Below are 14,832 nucleotides of genomic sequence, written 5' to 3'. Positions count from 1 at the left end.
GCCCGACGACAAGGAGGACTGACATGTGGATCGGGTTCATCGAGTTCGACGTCCTGCTCGGTGACGTGCATTCACTGAAGGGCAAGCGCTCGGTGGTGCGCCCCCTGGTGTCGGATCTCCGCCGGAAGTTCGAGCTCTCCGTCGCCGAGGTCGGGCACCAGGACCTGCACCGCCGGGCGGTCGTCGGGGCCGGGGTGGTCGGAGGGGACCGGCAGCACGTGGTGGACGTGCTGGATCGCGTGGAGCGGTACGTCGCGGCGCGGCCGGAGATGGAACTCCTCAGTGCCCGACGGCGGCTCCTCAGCAGCGAGGACTAGGGCGCCGGGACGCCGATCGCGGCGGAGGCCGTGGGTCAGCCGGCTCGCCGCCAGGTTCCGAGGTCGCCGGACTGCGACTGGAAGAAGTCGACGGTCATCGAGGTGGCAGTGCCGCCGTCCAGGGCGAAGACGACCGACGACAGGGAGCCCTTCGGTGCGTTCTCGCCGCGCGGGGTGAAGGCGAAGGTATCGGCGTCCCAGTGCTCGAGGACGGCGGTCGTTCCTCCCTCCGGGCCGACGGCGAGGACGAGGGATCCGTCCTCCTCGGTCACCGTCGCGGTCCCGAAGTACTCGTTCGTGTACTCGCCCGTGTAGGCCGACAGCGTCTGTGCGGGAGCCGGGTCCGTCGGGGCCGGTACGCCCGGCAGGTCTCCCGCCGGCAGGCTGAGGTTGGCCGTCGCCTTCCCGTAGGCCTCCACCCAGTCGCGGGTGGCGTGGCCGAACTGCACCTCGTCGAGGAACGCCGCCGCGATGGCCTCGGGCGCACCGACCGGGGAGGCGTTGGTCAGGACGACGATGCCCACGTCGGCGGACGGCATCATCACGACGGTCGTCGCAGCACCCAGGTTGAAGGCTCCCGAATGGCTCAGGCTCACCCGGCCGCCCGGGTGCACGCCCACGCCGAAGCCGAAGCCGTACTGCCCGGCGCGCTGGTCCGCGGCCGTCGGATGGGACGAGATGCTCTGGGCGCTGATGGCCGGCAGCAGGGCCTTCTCCTCGAGGAGTTCCTCGCCGTCGTACGTGCCGGATGCGAGGATCAGCGTCATCCACCGGGACAGGTCGTCGACCGTGGAGGAGACGCCGCCCGCCGGGGCCTGCGCATCGGCGTCGCGCTCGTAGAGCGGCTCGAAGGTCCTGTCCGCGACCCTCGTGTGCAGCGTCGCCCGGTTCTCGCGCCCGAGGAAGTCGTCGTGCCGCGAGCTCGTCCGGTCCATGCCCAGCGGCTTGTACAGCTGCTCCTCCGAGAGGGACTCCCAGTCGGTGCCCGCTGCCGCCGCCACGGCTTCCGCCCCGATGGTGGTGCCGAAGTTCGCGTAGCCGTAGCTGGCACGGAACGGGTTCAGGGGCTGGTGCCGGAGGTGGTCGATGATGTAGTCGCGGTCGTAGCCGATGTCCTCGAGCAGATCACCGGCGGCCGGCGGCAGTCCCGTGCGGTGCGCGTAGAAATCCCCGATCGTGGCATGGGTGGAGACCCACGGGTCCTCGAGTTCGAAGCCGCTGAGCAGGTCCGCGACGGGCGTGGTCCACTCGACGACGCCCTGCGACACCTCGCGGGCGACCACGGTTGCTCCGACGGGCTTGGACAGCGAGGCGATCTGGAAGACGGTGTCGGCGTCGACCGCCCCGTCCTCGCCGAGCTTCCGCACGCCGTAGCCTTCGGCGAAGACCGTCTCGCCGCCGTGCACGACGGCGACCGCCGCACCGGGGACGCCGGTGCGCTGCAGGGCGGCCTGCACGATGCCCGGCAGTTCCTCCACTGCCGTGTCGATGCTGCCCTCCGGCAGTGCGACCACGTCCTGGTTGGGGGCGGCACCGGTGGTGACCGTGATGCCCTGGTCGGGAGCGGTGCCGGTGGGGACCGCTCCCGGAGGAAGGGTGCAGCCGGCGAGGACGGTGACGAGCACGGCCGCGACGGCGGTGCCCCTCGGGGGACGATGACGCATGGCGACTCCTGACCGCGGCTGCCTGGGACACTCAGGCTAGTGCGCAGCCCTGCGCGCGGCGATGGACCTACGTCCCGTCTTCGGAGGCCTGGAAGGCCGGCGGCGCCCGGACCCTCCGGGCTGATCCGGGACGGCAGGCGGGGGCGGCCTACTGCGCCAGGTAGCGGATCACGGCGAGGACCCGGCGGTGGTCGTCCACGGTGACCGGCAGGCCGAGCGTCTCGTAGATGCGGGAGGAGTGCTGCACCACGGCCTTCTCCGTCACGACGAGCCGCGCCGCGATCCAGGCGTTGCTGCGCCCCTCCGCCATCAGCGCGAGCACCTCCTGCTGGCGCGGGGTCAGCCGTGCCATGTCATCCCGCGCGCGCCGGGCCCGTTTCACCATGATGTCCACGACGTCGGGGTCGAGGGCCGTGCCGCCGCGGGCGACCCGCCGCAGATCCGCGCGGAAGGCGTCGACGTCGGCGATGCGCTGCTTCAGCAGGTAGCCCACCTTCGCCGGACGGTCGGTGAGCAGCTCGACGGCGTAGCGCCGCTGCACGTACTGCGAGAGCACGACGATCGCCGTGTCCGGGTGCTCCGACCGGATGCGGAGCGCGGCGACGAGTCCCTCGTCGGTGCGCGTCGGCGGCATGCGGATGTCGGTCACGACGAGATCCGGCTGGTGCCGTGCCACGGCGTCGAGCAGCTGGACGGCATCCGGTACCGCCGCGACGACGTCGAACCCGCCCTGTTCGAGGACGAGCATCAGCCCCTGCCGCAGCAGCGCCTCGTCCTCGCCGATCACAACACGCATGGCAGCTCCGCACTCAGCCGCGTCCCGTGGCCCAGGGCGCTCTGCATCTCCAGCCGCCCGTTGACGACCTCGACGCGGTCCGCCAGCCCGCGTAGTCCGCGTCCGGCCGTGAAGGACGCGCCTCCGACGCCGTCGTCGTGCACCTCGACCAGGAGCCGGTCGCCACGGCGCTCGATGCGCACGGTGAACGCCCCGGCCCTGGAGTGCTTGAGTGCGTTCGCGAGTCCTTCCGCGACGACGAAGTAGGCGGTGCTCTCGATCGCCCCGGGCAGGGCGCCGTCGGTGATGCCGAGATGCAGGCGGGTCGGGACCGGGATGCGGTCCACGAGGTCCTCCGTGGCGGCCGAGAGTCCCTGTTCGATCAGCGTCGAGGGCATGACGTCGTGCACCAGGCGGCGGAGGTCTGCGGCGGCGTCGTCGATGCCCTTCCGCAGCGACGTCGCCTGCTCGCGGGTGTCGGGTGTCGACCCGGGCGCGTTCGCCACCTGCTGGGCCTCGAGCGCGAGGAGCACGAGCTGTACCTGGAGCCCGTCGTGCAGGTTCTGCGCGATGCGCCGACGCTCCCGGTCGGCGGTGGCGACCAGCCGGGCGCGCGAGGCGCGCAGGGCGTCCTGGCTCGCCAGCAGCTCGGCGGTGAGCCGTTCGCGTTCCACGGCGATCGCCACCACCCGGCCGGCGGTGCGGACGGGGTCCGGGTCGGCGAGCAGGGACGCGTCGTACACGATCGCCCCCACCGTGCGGCCGCCGACCTCGACCTCGACGCTGGACCGTTCGTCGCCCGCGGTCGGCAAGCCCACCCGCGCGCCGGCTGCGTCCACCCAGGTGCGGCTGTCCGGCACCCAGAAGACGATGTCGAGGGAGGCGTCCCCGAGGGCGTGGCGGAGGGCTGCGGTCAGGGACGGCCTGGCGCCGCCCGTGGTTCCGAGCCACGTCCCGAGCTCCTCGAGTTCGCCCGTGCGCGCGAACCCGCCGCGCAGCACCCCGAGGGCGAAGGCGACCGGGATGCCGCCGAGGAGCACCGCCTGTACGGCGGCACGCACCAACGCCGGCATGCCGAGGACGGCCTCGAACAGGGAGGCGCTGGCCGGGATGAGGATCACGGCCACGATCCCGTAGGCGAACAGCGGGCCGAGCACCCGGCGGTGCGCGGCGTCGGACCGGATGAGGCGCCGGGCCAGGATCGCGGTGGTGGCGACCGCCACGGCGATCCCGCAGGCGCGCTGCACCGTGCTCCCGAGCATCAGCAGATCGGGTCGGTCCGCCACGGACAGGGGTGCGGGCGCTCCCGGGTCGAAGAGGTAGAGCGGGGCCTGGAGCACCAGCGCGACCCCGTAGCCGGCAGCGACGGTCACCCGTGAGGCGCGGCTCCGCAGCCGGCCGGACGGGAAGGCGTGCAGGAGGTGGAAGGCCACCGCGAGGACCGCCGTCGCGGTGATCGTGCCGATGACGGGGAGTACGGGGACCGTCGTGTCCGCCAGGCTCCCGGCGAACAGGGCGAGCCCGCCGATCACGATGAGGGCGCCCATCCGGTTGCTCGGCCGCCTCCACCAGGCCACGAGGCCGGCCGCGACGTACACCCAGAAGACCACGATGAACAGCAGGTGCACCCAGCGGGCGTCGCCCGCACCCGGCAGGACCAGGGCCAGATGGACCGTCCCGAGGACCAGCGCCGAGATCGCGAGCAGGACGAGTGCCCGGCCCAGCGATCGGGGCAGGGACGAGCGGATCCCACGAGGGGTTGGCATCTGCCCAGCGTAGGGCCCGGGGACCGTCAGCGGGATAGGCGGGGCACCACCACTTCCGGCGGCGTCCTTACCGCGGCGGCGGGGCGGACCCGCGGCCCAGGGCGCCGGAAAGGACGCTGCAGCGACGCCTCAGGAGGCGGGTGCGGTGGAGGACGGCTTCGCCTGCCGGTGCAGCGGGCCGTCGTCGAACGCGTCGAGCAGCGCCCGGATGTCCTTGTACACCTCCACGGCCCCGGCGTCCCGCAGTTCGGCTTCGCTGGTGCCGCCCGAGGCGAGGCCGACGGTGGTGATCTTCAGTTCTGCCGCCGCGATGACGTCCCACACCGAGTCGCCGACGAACACCGCGTGGGCGGCGTCGAGCCCGCCGGCATCGAGCGCGGCCTGGAGGATGTCGGGGGAGGGTTTGCTGTTCTCGGCGTCCGTGGAGCTCGTGGCCGCGGTGATGGAGGCGTCGGCGTCGATGATCCTGCGCAGGACCTCGAGTTCCTGCTGCGAGGCGGAGGAGGCGAGCACCACGGTCAGGCCGCTGTCGGCGCAGCGGCGCACGAGGTCGCCGGCGCCCTCGAAGGCGCGGAGGCCCGGCCAGAACGTGGAGAAGATGGCGCCGTGCGTCGCATCGAGCTCGGAGTCCTGGTCGGGGTCGCGGTCGTCGCCGAGCAGGTGCGCCACGAGCTTGTCCCCGCCCATCCCGATGGCCCGGTGGATCTCGGCCGCCGGCACGTCGTGGCCGAACCGCCGGAACGCCTGCCACCAGGCGAGGGTGTGCTGGTAGTTGGAGTCGACGAGCGTGCCGTCGACGTCGAACAGCACTCCGGCCCGTCCGCCTGCTGCTTCCGTGGTGTTCTCCGCCATCGTGTCCGCTCTCCATGGGTGCCGGGTACTGGGTGCTGGGTCCTCAGTCGAGTCTAGGAACGGGAACGGCCCGGTGGGACTGTGGGCCCGGGGTTGCGGCCCGCGGGGAAGTGTGGCCACCCGCGCGGCGGGCCGGGCGGGCTCAGGGGCTCAGGGGGCCGTCACGGGCTCGACGACGATCGCCACGCGCTCGTCGCCGATGCGGGTCAGCACGAGGGTGGCCTTCTTCCGTCCCTTGCCCGATCCGTTCAGCAGTTGCCTGCGCACCTCCTCCGGTGTCACCGACAACCCGCGCTTCTTGATGTCGAGGACGCCGATGCCCTCGCTGCGCACCCAGGCCTTCAGTGCCTTCACGCTGTAGGGGCGCACCTCGAGCACGCGGTAGGCGCGGGCGAAGGGGGTGTCCGTGTACGAGGGGGCGCAGATGTAGGCGATCATCGGGTCCAGCAGGTGCCCGCCGAGCCGTCCGGCGAGATCCGCGACGAGCTCGGCGCGGATGACGGCGCCGTCGGGCTCGTAGAGGTAGCCGCCCGGCTCGCCGACCGCCGCCGTCGGGCCGTGCCCGAACTCCGCCGCGGACACCATCTCCGCGGACCCCTGCGGGCCGACGACGAGCGCCGCCCGGCGGACGCCGTCGCGCCGGAGCGCGTTGAACCAGAGCGCCACCTCGGTGACGTCGCCGTCCACGGAGACCCACTGCGCCTCGCACGCGGACGGGACGGACGCGTGCGGCATGCCCGGCCCCATCTTCACGCCCACGGGCTTCCCGCCGTCGGCGAGGTGCTGGGCGAAGGAGAGCGGAGGCGAGAACGCCTCGGGGTCGAAGAGGCGGGAGGTGCCCGACGTCGTCGTGGTCCGGCGGGCAGGATCGAGCCACACGCCGTCGTACTCCGCGGTGTCCACGGCGGACGCGTCCGCGTTGACGACGCGTGCGTTGGGGAAGGGCAGCAGGTTCATCGTCGCGGCGGCCGCCGTGGTCTCGTCGAGCTCGACGGCCGTGACCTCCCGGTCGAGGGTGGCCAGCGCCATGCTGTCCGCGCCGAGGCCGCAGCCGAGGTCGGCGACCCGCACGAGCCCGGCGTCCACGAACCGCTGCGCGTGGCGGGCGGCGACGGTCAGGCGCGTGGCCTGCTCGAGTCCTGCCGCCGTGAAGACCATGTGCTCCGCGAACGGCCCGAACTTCGCGGACGCCTTCGCGCGGAGCCGCGACTGCGTGAGTGCTGCGGCGACGGTCCCGGGGGAGTGGCCCGCCTTCCGCAGCTGCTCCGTGAGCCGCAGGCTGTCGGCCTCGGTATAGGGCCCGAGCGAGTTCAGCAGCTCCCAGCCCTCGGGGGTCAGGATGTCCGCGATGTTCTCCGAAGCCATGCAGCCAGCCTAGGCGAAGTACACGCCGATCCTGTTGCCGCGGATCTGCTCCACCTGGATCTCCACGTCGTACACGCGGTGGAGCACGGCCGGCGTCATGATCTCCTCCGGGGGGCCCTGCTGGATGAGTGCGCCGTCGCGCAGCGCCAGGATCGTGTCCGAGTAGCAGGACGCGAAGTTGATGTCGTGGATCACGAGCACCACGGTCTTCCCGAGGTCGTCGGCGAGCCGGCGGAGCAGGCGCATCATGTCCACGGAGTGCTTCATGTCCAGGTTGTTGAGCGGCTCGTCCAGCAGGATGTGCTCGGTGTCCTGCGCGAGGACCATCGCGATGAACGCGCGCTGGCGCTGGCCTCCCGAGAGTTCGTCGACGAAGCGGTCGGCGAGGGCGGTCAGGTCCAGGTAGTCGAGCGCGCGCTCGATGTGCTCGCGGTCCGCCGTGGTGGGGCGGCCGTTGTTGTGCGGGAACCGGCCGAACCCGACGAGATCGCGCACCGACAGACGGACCGTCAGCTGGTTCTCCTGCCGCAGGATCGACAGCGTCCGGGCGAGCTGCATCCCCGGCGTCGTGCTGACGTCCAGCCCGTCCACCTCCACGCGGCCGGCGTCGAGCGGCAGGAGCCGGCTCATCATGGACAGCAGGGTGGACTTGCCGGCGCCGTTCGGACCGATGATCGAGGTGACGCCGCCCCGGATCGTGCAGCTGACGTCGTCCACCACCGTGGCGGTCCCGTAGCGCTTGGTGGCATGGCTGACGGTGATCACCGGATGCGGCCTTTCAGGAGGAGGGCGATGAAGACGAGGCCACCGGTGAACTCGATGACGATGCTGAGTGCTGTGTCGAACGCGAAGACCTGCTCCAGGACGAGCTGTCCGCCCACGAGTGCGATCACGCCGAGCAGGACGGCGACGGGCAACACGACGGCGTGCCGGAAGTGGTTGCACAGCTGGTACGCGAGGGCCGAGACGAGCAGGCCGAAGAAGGTGGCGGGCCCCACGAGGGCCGTGGAGACGGCGACCAGCACCGAGCAGATCACCAGGACCAGCGTCACGGTGCGCCGGTGGTCCACGCCGAGCCCGACCGCGGTGTCCCGGCCGAGGGCCAGGACATCGAGGCGGTGCCGCAGGCGCCAGGCGGGCACGCACAGTCCCAGGACGGCGACGGCGGAGATCAGCAGCAGCGTCGGATCCACGCGGTTGAAGCTCGCGAAGAACAGGTCCTGCAGGATGATGTACTCGCTCGGGTCCATGAGGCGCTGGAGCAGGGACGAGACGCCGCGGAAGAAGACACCGAACACGATCCCGACCAGCAGCAGCAGGTGCAGGCTCCGCCCGCCGCCCGTGAAGAGCCACCGGTACAGCAGCCAGGAGAAGCCGACCAGGAGCGCGACCTCGACGATGAAGCGGACCGGCGCTCCGAGGGTGAGGAGGGTCCGGGCACCGAGGGCGAACGCCAGGACGGTCTGGATGAGGATGTAGAGCGCGTCCAGCCCCATGATGGACGGCGTGAGGATCCGGTTGCCGGTCACCGTCTGGAAGAGCACGGTGGACACCCCGACGGCGACGGCGACCAGCACCATGGCGCCGACCCGGTTCAGGCGCCGCGGGAGCACGTACGCCAGGTTGCCCTGCAGGTCGACGAGCAGGAACGCCGCGACGAGCGCGGCGGCGGTGACGCCGAGCACCGCGAGCCAGGCGCGGGGCGGGAGCGTCCTCAGCGGCGTCCGGCCGGACTGCACGACGGCGGTGGGAAGGGGGCTGGTCCTAGCGCGCACCGGCGGTCCTCCGTACGAGCAGGGTGATGAACAGGGCGCTGCCGGCCACGGAGACGATCACGCCGACCGGCACCTCGTAGGGGAAGCGGATGATCCGGCCGAGGATGTCGCAGGCCAGCAGGAATCCTGCGCCGAACACGGCGATCCAGGGGACGGCGCGGCGCACGTTGTCGCCGATGAGCAGGGACACGAGGTTGGGCACGATCAGGCCGAGGAAGGGGACGGCTCCCACGACCACCACCACGACGGCGCTGATGAGGCTCACCAGCACGAGGCCGAGGTTCATGGTCCGCCGGTAGTCCAGGCCGAGGTTGGTGGTGAACTCCTCACCCATGCCGGCCACGGTGAACCGGTCGGCGCACACGTAGCCGACGACGGCGAGGGCGGCGACGATCCACAGCAGTTCGTAGCGGCCGCGGACCAGCCCGGAGAAGTCACCGATCATCCAGGTGTTGAGCGTCTGCAGCAGGTCGAAGCGGTATGCGAAGAACGTCGTCACCGCCGCGATGACCCCGCCGAGCATGATGCCCACGAGCGGGACGATCAGCGTGTTCCGCAGCGGGATCCGGCGCAGGACGGACAGGAAGAGCGCCGTGCCGGCCATGGCGAAGACGGCGGCGATCCCCATCTTCGCGACGATCGGGGCGGCGGGCAGGAGCAGCGTGGCGACCAGGATCCCTGCGGTGGCCGATTCCACCGTGCCGACGGTGGAGGGTTCCACGAACCGGTTACGGGCCATGAGCTGCAGGACGAACCCGGCGACGCTGAGGGCCACGCCGGCCAGGAGGACCGCGAGCGTGCGCGGCACCCGGCTCACGAGGAACGTCTGCCACACGCCGGCGTCGCCCTCGAGCAGGTCGGCGGGGGAGACCGCCGCGACGCCCACGAACAGGCTGACGAGGGCGAGCAGCAGCACCGCTGCGCCCGCTGCCCAGAGGGCCGGTGGCCGGGTGGAGCCGTGCTGCTGCGCCGGCCGCTGCGGCCGGAGGGAGAGTGCTGCCATGGGGGCGCCTACCGCCGGAGCGGCGCGGCGGTTCAGGCCGCGAGGGCCTCGTCGACTGCGGAGACCATGGCGTCGAGGTTGTCGAGGCCGTACCCGATGAGGTACCAGCTCGCGGAGTCGAGGTAGGTGACGTCGTCGTTCTTCGCGGCGTCCGTGCCGTTGACGAGCTCGTTGTCCAGGACGGCGGAGCCGGCGGCGCCGGCCTCACCGACGGCGGCGTCCCGGTCGATCACGAAGAGATGGGCCGGGTTGACCTCGGCGATGTATTCGAAGGAGACCGCCTCGCCGTGCGTGCCCTCGTTCCTGACCGCGGCGGCGGGCTCGACGCCGAGCACGTCGTGGATCAGGCCGAACCGTGATCCGGCGCCGTACGCGGTGACCTCGCCTGCGCTGGTCATCAGGACGAGGCCGTTGCCCGCGGAAGCGGCGGTGTCCTTCGTTCCGGCGATCTTCGCGTCGAGCGCGGCCAGCCGGTCGGCGACCTCGTCCTCGGCGCCGAAGATCCGGCCGAGTGATGCGGTGTGCTCCCGGAAGCTCGCCATCGGGTCCGCTGCATCGACGCTCAGATCGATGGTCGGCGCGATGTCCGAGAGCTCGTCGTACGAATCGGCGACACGGCCCGAGATGATGATCAGGTCGGGGGCGGCGGCGGCGATCGCCTCGAAGTCCGGTTCCTTCATGGAGCCGATGTTCGTGGTGTCACCGCCCTCGTAGGCGGAGAGCTGCTGGGGCAGGGTCCCCTGCGGGACGCCGGCCACGTCCACGCCGAGCGCGTCCAGGGTATCGAGGGCGCCGAGGTCGAAGGTGAACACCGTCTCGGGATCGACCGGCACCTCGGTGGTCCCCTGCGCGTGCTCGACCGGGACGGTCGAGGCCGCCGCCGGCTCGTCGGCCGCCTCGGAGGAGCCACCGCACGCCGTCAGGGCGAGGGTGGCCGCAGCGGCTGCGGAAAGGACGGCGAGGCGCAGGTGTGCCATGGGGTGGACTCCGTGGAGGGAAGGGGCCGGGCGGGCCGGACGTCGCGGAAGTAAGGAATGCCTTACCTCTCTCGAATGTAGAGGGCCGTGCGGGAATTACGCAACTGGAACGTGTCCTATTGCGACGAAGTGCGTCCGGTCGGACGGTGGGCCGCCACCGTTGAGCCGTCAACGCTGGCACTCACCTTGACCGAGTGCCAGCGCTTGCATACAGTCGGAGTTGGCACTCGCTCACTGCGGGTGCTAATCCCGAGGGAAGCGTTCGCCGGCACCGCGACGACGGTTCACGCCCAGCCCGACGGCCCCCATTCCATTGGTATCGAACGCAAAGGAGAGCCCGAGTGTCGGTCTCTATTAAGCCCCTTGAGGATCGCATCGTTGTCCGCCCCCTCGAAGCCGAGCAGACCACTGCTTCCGGCCTCGTCATCCCGGACACGGCCAAGGAGAAGCCCCAGGAGGGCGAAGTCGTGGCCGTCGGACCGGGTCGTGTCGACGACAACGGCAACCGCGTGCCCGTCGATGTCGCCGAGGGCGACGTCGTCATCTACTCGAAGTACGGCGGAACCGAAGTGAAGCACGGTGGCCAGGAGTACCTAGTCCTCTCCGCCCGCGACGTCCTCGCCGTCGTCGTCAAGTAGTACCCCTTGAGGAGAAGCCCCGGCCCGCAGCGGCCGGGGCTTTTCCTCGCCAAGCCTGAAAGGAACCAACAGTGGCAAAGCAGTTGGAATTCAACGACGCCGCCCGCCGTGCCCTCGAGGCCGGCGTGGACAAGCTCGCGAACACCGTCAAGGTGACGCTGGGCCCCCGCGGACGCAATGTCGTGCTCGACAAGAAGTGGGGTGCGCCCACCATCACGAACGACGGCGTCACGATCGCCCGCGAGGTCGAGCTCGACGACCCGTACGAGAACCTCGGCGCCCAGCTGGCCAAGGAAGTCGCCACCAAGACGAACGACGTCGCCGGTGACGGGACGACCACCGCCACGGTCCTGGCCCAGGCGCTCGTCAAGGAAGGCCTCCGCAACGTGGCCGCCGGCGCAGCACCCGGACAGCTCAAGCACGGTATGGAGGTGGCGGTCGAGGCCGTCGCCAAGCGCCTGCTCGAGAACGCCCGCGAGGTCGTCGGCCAGCAGACGGCCAACGTCGCCTCCATCTCCGCGCAGAGCACCGAGGTCGGTGACCTCCTCGCCGAGGCGTTCGACAAGGTCGGCAAGGATGGTGTGATCACCATCGAGGAGTCCTCCAGCACGCAGACCGAGCTCGTCCTCACCGAGGGCATGCAGTTCGACAAGGGCTACCTCTCGCCGTACTTCGTGACCGACGCCGAGCGCCAGGAAGCCGTCCTAGAGGACGCGCTCATCCTCATCAACTCGGGCAAGATTTCCTCCCTCCAGGAGTTCCTCCCGCTGCTCGAGAAGGCGCTGCAGGCCGGCAAGCCGCTGTTCATCATCGCCGAGGACATCGAGGGCGAGGCGCTCTCCACCCTCGTGGTCAACAAGATCCGCGGCACCCTGAACGTCGTCGCCGTCAAGGCGCCGGGCTTCGGTGACCGCCGCAAGGCCATGATGCAGGACATCGCCACCCTCACGGGTGCGCAGGTCGTCTCGCCGGACCTCGGCCTCAAGCTGGACCAGGTGGGCCTGGAGGTGCTCGGGTCCGCCCGCCGCATCACCGTCACCAAGGATGCCACCACGATCGTCGACGGCACCGGCAGCGAGTCCGATGTCGCCGACCGCGTGGCGCAGATCCGCGCCGAGGTCGAGCGCACCGACTCCGACTGGGACCGTGAGAAGCTCCAGGAGCGCCTCGCGAAGCTCGCCGGCGGTATCGGCGTGATCAAGGTCGGCGCCGCCACCGAGGTCGAGCTCAAGGAGAAGAAGCACCGCATCGAGGACGCCGTGTCCTCCACGCGTGCCGCACTCGAAGAGGGCATCGTGGCCGGCGGCGGTTCCGCACTGGTCCACGCCGGGAAGGCGCTCGACACCGACCCCGACGTCCTGGCACTCGAGGGCGACGCGGCCACCGCCGTCGGCCTCGTCCGCCGCGCGCTCGCCCAGCCGCTGCGCTGGATCGCGGAGAACGCCGGTCACGAGGGATACGTCGTCGTCGCGAAGGTCTCCGACCTCGAGGACGGTCACGGCTTCAACGCCGCGACCGGCGAGTACGAGAACCTCGTGGACGCCGGCATCATCGACCCCGTGAAGGTGACGCGCTCCGCGCTGCGCAACGCGGCGTCCATCGCGGCACTCGTGCTGACCACGGAGACCCTCGTGGTCGAGAAGCCCGAGGAGTCCGAGGACGAGGGACACCAGGGCCACTCGCACTAGGGCCCAGGGGCTCCGGCCCCCCGCACGACAGCAGCACCCCGGCTCCGAGGAGCCGGGGTGCTGCTGTCTGTTCCGGGGCCGTGCCCCTAAACGACGAAGCCCCGGTACTCCAGGAGTACCGGGGCTTCGTCGTGCAGTTCGGGGATCAGGCGTCGACGACGATCGCCGTGACCACCGGCTGGCGGTTGTAGTAGCGGCGCATCCAGTTGGCCGTGGCCCGCTCGATGATGTCCTCCGGGTCCTGGCGGCGGCCGCCCTGGCGGTTGGACGCCGCATCGCGGAGCGCCTTCTCGACGGCGGCGCCCGCCTTGTCGAGGTCCTCGTCGGAGCAGGAGAAGCCCTTGGTGAAGAACTCGGGCGCCTCGACGATGTCCCCGTTGTCCGGGTCGATGATCGCGAGGACGGTGACGACACCCTCCTCCGCGAGGCGGCGCCGCTCGCGCAGGTCCTCCTCGGTGATGCCCCCGACGCTGTCGCCGTCGACGAACACCAGGCCCGCCTCCACCTTGCCCGAGAGGGTGGCACGTCCACGCACGAGGTCGACGGTCACGCCGTCCTGCGCGATCACGACGTTGCGGGGATCGACGCCGGTCGCGACGGCGATCTCCGAGTTCGCGCGCAGGTGGCGCCACTCGCCGTGCACCGGCATGACGTTGCGCGGCTTCACGATGTTGTAGCAGTAGGCGAGCTCGCCGGCGCTGGCATGGCCGGAGACGTGCACCTTCGCGTTGCCCTTGTGGACCACGTTGGCACCGATCTCGGTGAGCGCGTTGATGATCCCGTAGATGGCGTTCTCGTTGCCCGGGATGAGCGAGCTGGCCAGCAGCACGGTGTCACCCTCGCTGATGCGGATGGCGTGGTCCTTGTTGGCCATGCGGGAAAGGGCCGCCATCGGCTCGCCCTGCGAACCCGTGCAGATCAGCACCACCTTGTGGTCGTCGCTGCGCTCGAGCTTCTTGAAGTCCACGAGCAGGCCCTGCGGGATGTTGAGGTAGCCGAGGTCCGCCGCGATGGTCATGTTGCGGACCATCGAACGGCCCACGAACGCCACCTTGCGGCGGTGCTGGTGCGCGGTGTCGATGATCTGCTGGATGCGGTGGATGTGGCTCGCGAAGCTGGACACGATGATGCGGCGCGGAGCCGTGCGGAACACGGCATCGATGGCCGGCGCGAGGTCCTTCTCCGACGTGGTGAAGCCGGGGACGTCCGCATTCGTGGAGTCGGTGAGGAACAGGTCCACGCCCTCCTCGCCGAGGCGTGCGAAGGCGGCGAGGTCCGTGATGCGGCGATCCAGGGGGAACTGGTCCATCTTGAAGTCGCCCGTGTGCAGCACCATGCCGGCCGCGGTGCGGATGGCGACGGCGAGGCTGTCGGGGATGGAGTGGTTCACGGCGACGAACTCGAGGTCGAAGCCGCCCATGGTCCGGCGGTCGCCCTCCTTTACCTGGACGGTCTTGGGGGTGATGCGGTGTTCCTTCAGCTTGGCCTCGATGAAGGCGAGCGTCAGCCGCGAGCCGACCAGGGGGATGTCCGCCCGCTCCTTGAGGAGGTACGGGACGGCGCCGATGTGGTCCTCGTGGCCGTGCGTGAGGACGACGGCGACGACGTCGTCGAGGCGGTCGCGGATGTAGGAGAAGTCCGGGAGGATGACGTTGACGCCGGGCTGGTGTTCCTCGGGGAACAGGACGCCGCAGTCCACGATCAGCAGCTTGCCCTCGAACTCGAAGACGGTCATGTTTCTGCCGATCTCACCGATGCCTCCGAGCGCGACGATGCGCATGGCTCCGGCGGCCAGTTCCCGTGGTGCTTTCAGTACGGCAGGTCTCTTATTCACAGATCAGGTTTCTCTCGTTCATGCGGGGGCGGTCGTGGCCGTCCGACAGTCGTCGTCGAGGCCGTCGGATCCGGCGATTCCGGTCCGTGGTCCCCGGTGTCCCCGGGAACATGCTTCTCCAAGAGTACGTGGTCCGCGGGCGCCCCGGCGGATCGATCCCCCACCCCGGTTCCTGTTG

General features: G+C 70.7%; 13 protein-coding genes. 3 read left to right on the top strand and 10 right to left on the bottom strand.

Going from position 1 to position 14,832, the window contains the following annotated elements:
- Positions 1-23 precede the first annotated feature (23 nt).
- On the top strand, positions 24-317 hold the full coding sequence (locus QFZ50_RS10850; RefSeq protein WP_307084091.1) for a DUF503 domain-containing protein: 294 nt from the start codon (positions 24-26) through the stop codon (positions 315-317).
- A 35-nt stretch (positions 318-352) separates the two neighbouring features.
- Here QFZ50_RS10850 and QFZ50_RS10845 read toward each other — a convergent pair whose 3' ends face one another.
- The 9 genes from QFZ50_RS10845 to QFZ50_RS10805 form a co-directional block, all read right to left on the bottom strand.
- On the bottom strand, positions 353-1,981 hold the full coding sequence (locus QFZ50_RS10845; RefSeq protein WP_307084089.1) for a serine hydrolase: 1,629 nt from the start codon (positions 1,979-1,981) through the stop codon (positions 353-355).
- 148 nt (positions 1,982-2,129) lie between these two features.
- Entirely contained in the window at positions 2,130-2,777 is a 648-nt protein-coding gene (locus QFZ50_RS10840; protein WP_307084088.1) for a response regulator, read from the bottom strand.
- Positions 2,765-4,522 carry a sensor histidine kinase gene (locus QFZ50_RS10835; RefSeq protein ID WP_307084087.1) on the bottom strand — a complete coding sequence of 586 codons (1,758 nt, stop codon included), beginning with the start codon at positions 4,520-4,522 and terminating at the stop codon, positions 2,765-2,767. The genes QFZ50_RS10840 and QFZ50_RS10835 overlap by 13 nt, the downstream gene beginning before the upstream one ends.
- A gap of 129 nt (positions 4,523-4,651) precedes the next feature.
- Entirely contained in the window at positions 4,652-5,374 is a 723-nt protein-coding gene (locus QFZ50_RS10830; protein WP_307084085.1) for an HAD family hydrolase, read from the bottom strand.
- 150 nt (positions 5,375-5,524) lie between these two features.
- Positions 5,525-6,739: a class I SAM-dependent methyltransferase gene (locus QFZ50_RS10825; protein WP_307084083.1), complete on the bottom strand. Its 1,215-nt coding sequence runs from the start codon at positions 6,737-6,739 to the stop codon at positions 5,525-5,527.
- A gap of 9 nt (positions 6,740-6,748) precedes the next feature.
- The gene (locus tag QFZ50_RS10820; RefSeq protein ID WP_307084081.1) at positions 6,749-7,504 is read right to left on the bottom strand and encodes an iron ABC transporter ATP-binding protein; all 756 of its coding nucleotides are present in this window, start codon (positions 7,502-7,504) and stop codon (positions 6,749-6,751) included.
- The gene (locus QFZ50_RS10815; protein WP_307084079.1) at positions 7,501-8,514 is read right to left on the bottom strand and encodes an iron chelate uptake ABC transporter family permease subunit; all 1,014 of its coding nucleotides are present in this window, start codon (positions 8,512-8,514) and stop codon (positions 7,501-7,503) included. Before QFZ50_RS10815 ends, QFZ50_RS10820 begins: the two co-directional genes overlap by 4 nt.
- Positions 8,504-9,517: an ABC transporter permease gene (locus tag QFZ50_RS10810; RefSeq protein WP_307084077.1), complete on the bottom strand. Its 1,014-nt coding sequence runs from the start codon at positions 9,515-9,517 to the stop codon at positions 8,504-8,506. The genes QFZ50_RS10815 and QFZ50_RS10810 overlap by 11 nt, the downstream gene beginning before the upstream one ends.
- Before the next feature lie 32 nt (positions 9,518-9,549).
- Positions 9,550-10,494 carry a siderophore ABC transporter substrate-binding protein gene (locus tag QFZ50_RS10805; RefSeq protein WP_307084075.1) on the bottom strand — a complete coding sequence of 315 codons (945 nt, stop codon included), beginning with the start codon at positions 10,492-10,494 and terminating at the stop codon, positions 9,550-9,552.
- A 341-nt stretch (positions 10,495-10,835) separates the two neighbouring features.
- Between QFZ50_RS10805 and groES the strand changes: the two genes are divergently transcribed.
- Together groES and groL are read left to right on the top strand one after the other, a co-directional pair.
- Complete coding sequence (gene groES, locus QFZ50_RS10800; RefSeq protein WP_087076694.1) at positions 10,836-11,132, top strand: co-chaperone GroES; 297 nt, start codon at positions 10,836-10,838, stop codon at positions 11,130-11,132.
- Between the two features lie 71 nt (positions 11,133-11,203).
- A complete protein-coding gene (gene groL, locus QFZ50_RS10795; protein WP_307084069.1) occupies positions 11,204-12,820 on the top strand; it encodes a chaperonin GroEL in 1,617 nt (538 codons plus the stop codon).
- Between the two features lie 145 nt (positions 12,821-12,965).
- On the opposite strand, the gene QFZ50_RS10790 is transcribed toward groL, so the two are convergent.
- Complete coding sequence (locus QFZ50_RS10790; protein ID WP_307086767.1) at positions 12,966-14,600, bottom strand: ribonuclease J; 1,635 nt, start codon at positions 14,598-14,600, stop codon at positions 12,966-12,968.
- Between the last annotated feature and the right edge of the window lie 232 nt (positions 14,601-14,832).

It is taken from the genome of Arthrobacter agilis (assembly GCF_030816075.1).
GTDB classification, from domain to species: Bacteria; Actinomycetota; Actinomycetes; order Actinomycetales; family Micrococcaceae; genus Arthrobacter_D; species Arthrobacter_D agilis_E.
The sequence above is the reverse complement of the archived record's forward strand: the minus strand, read 5'-3'. Positions and strand labels throughout refer to the sequence as shown.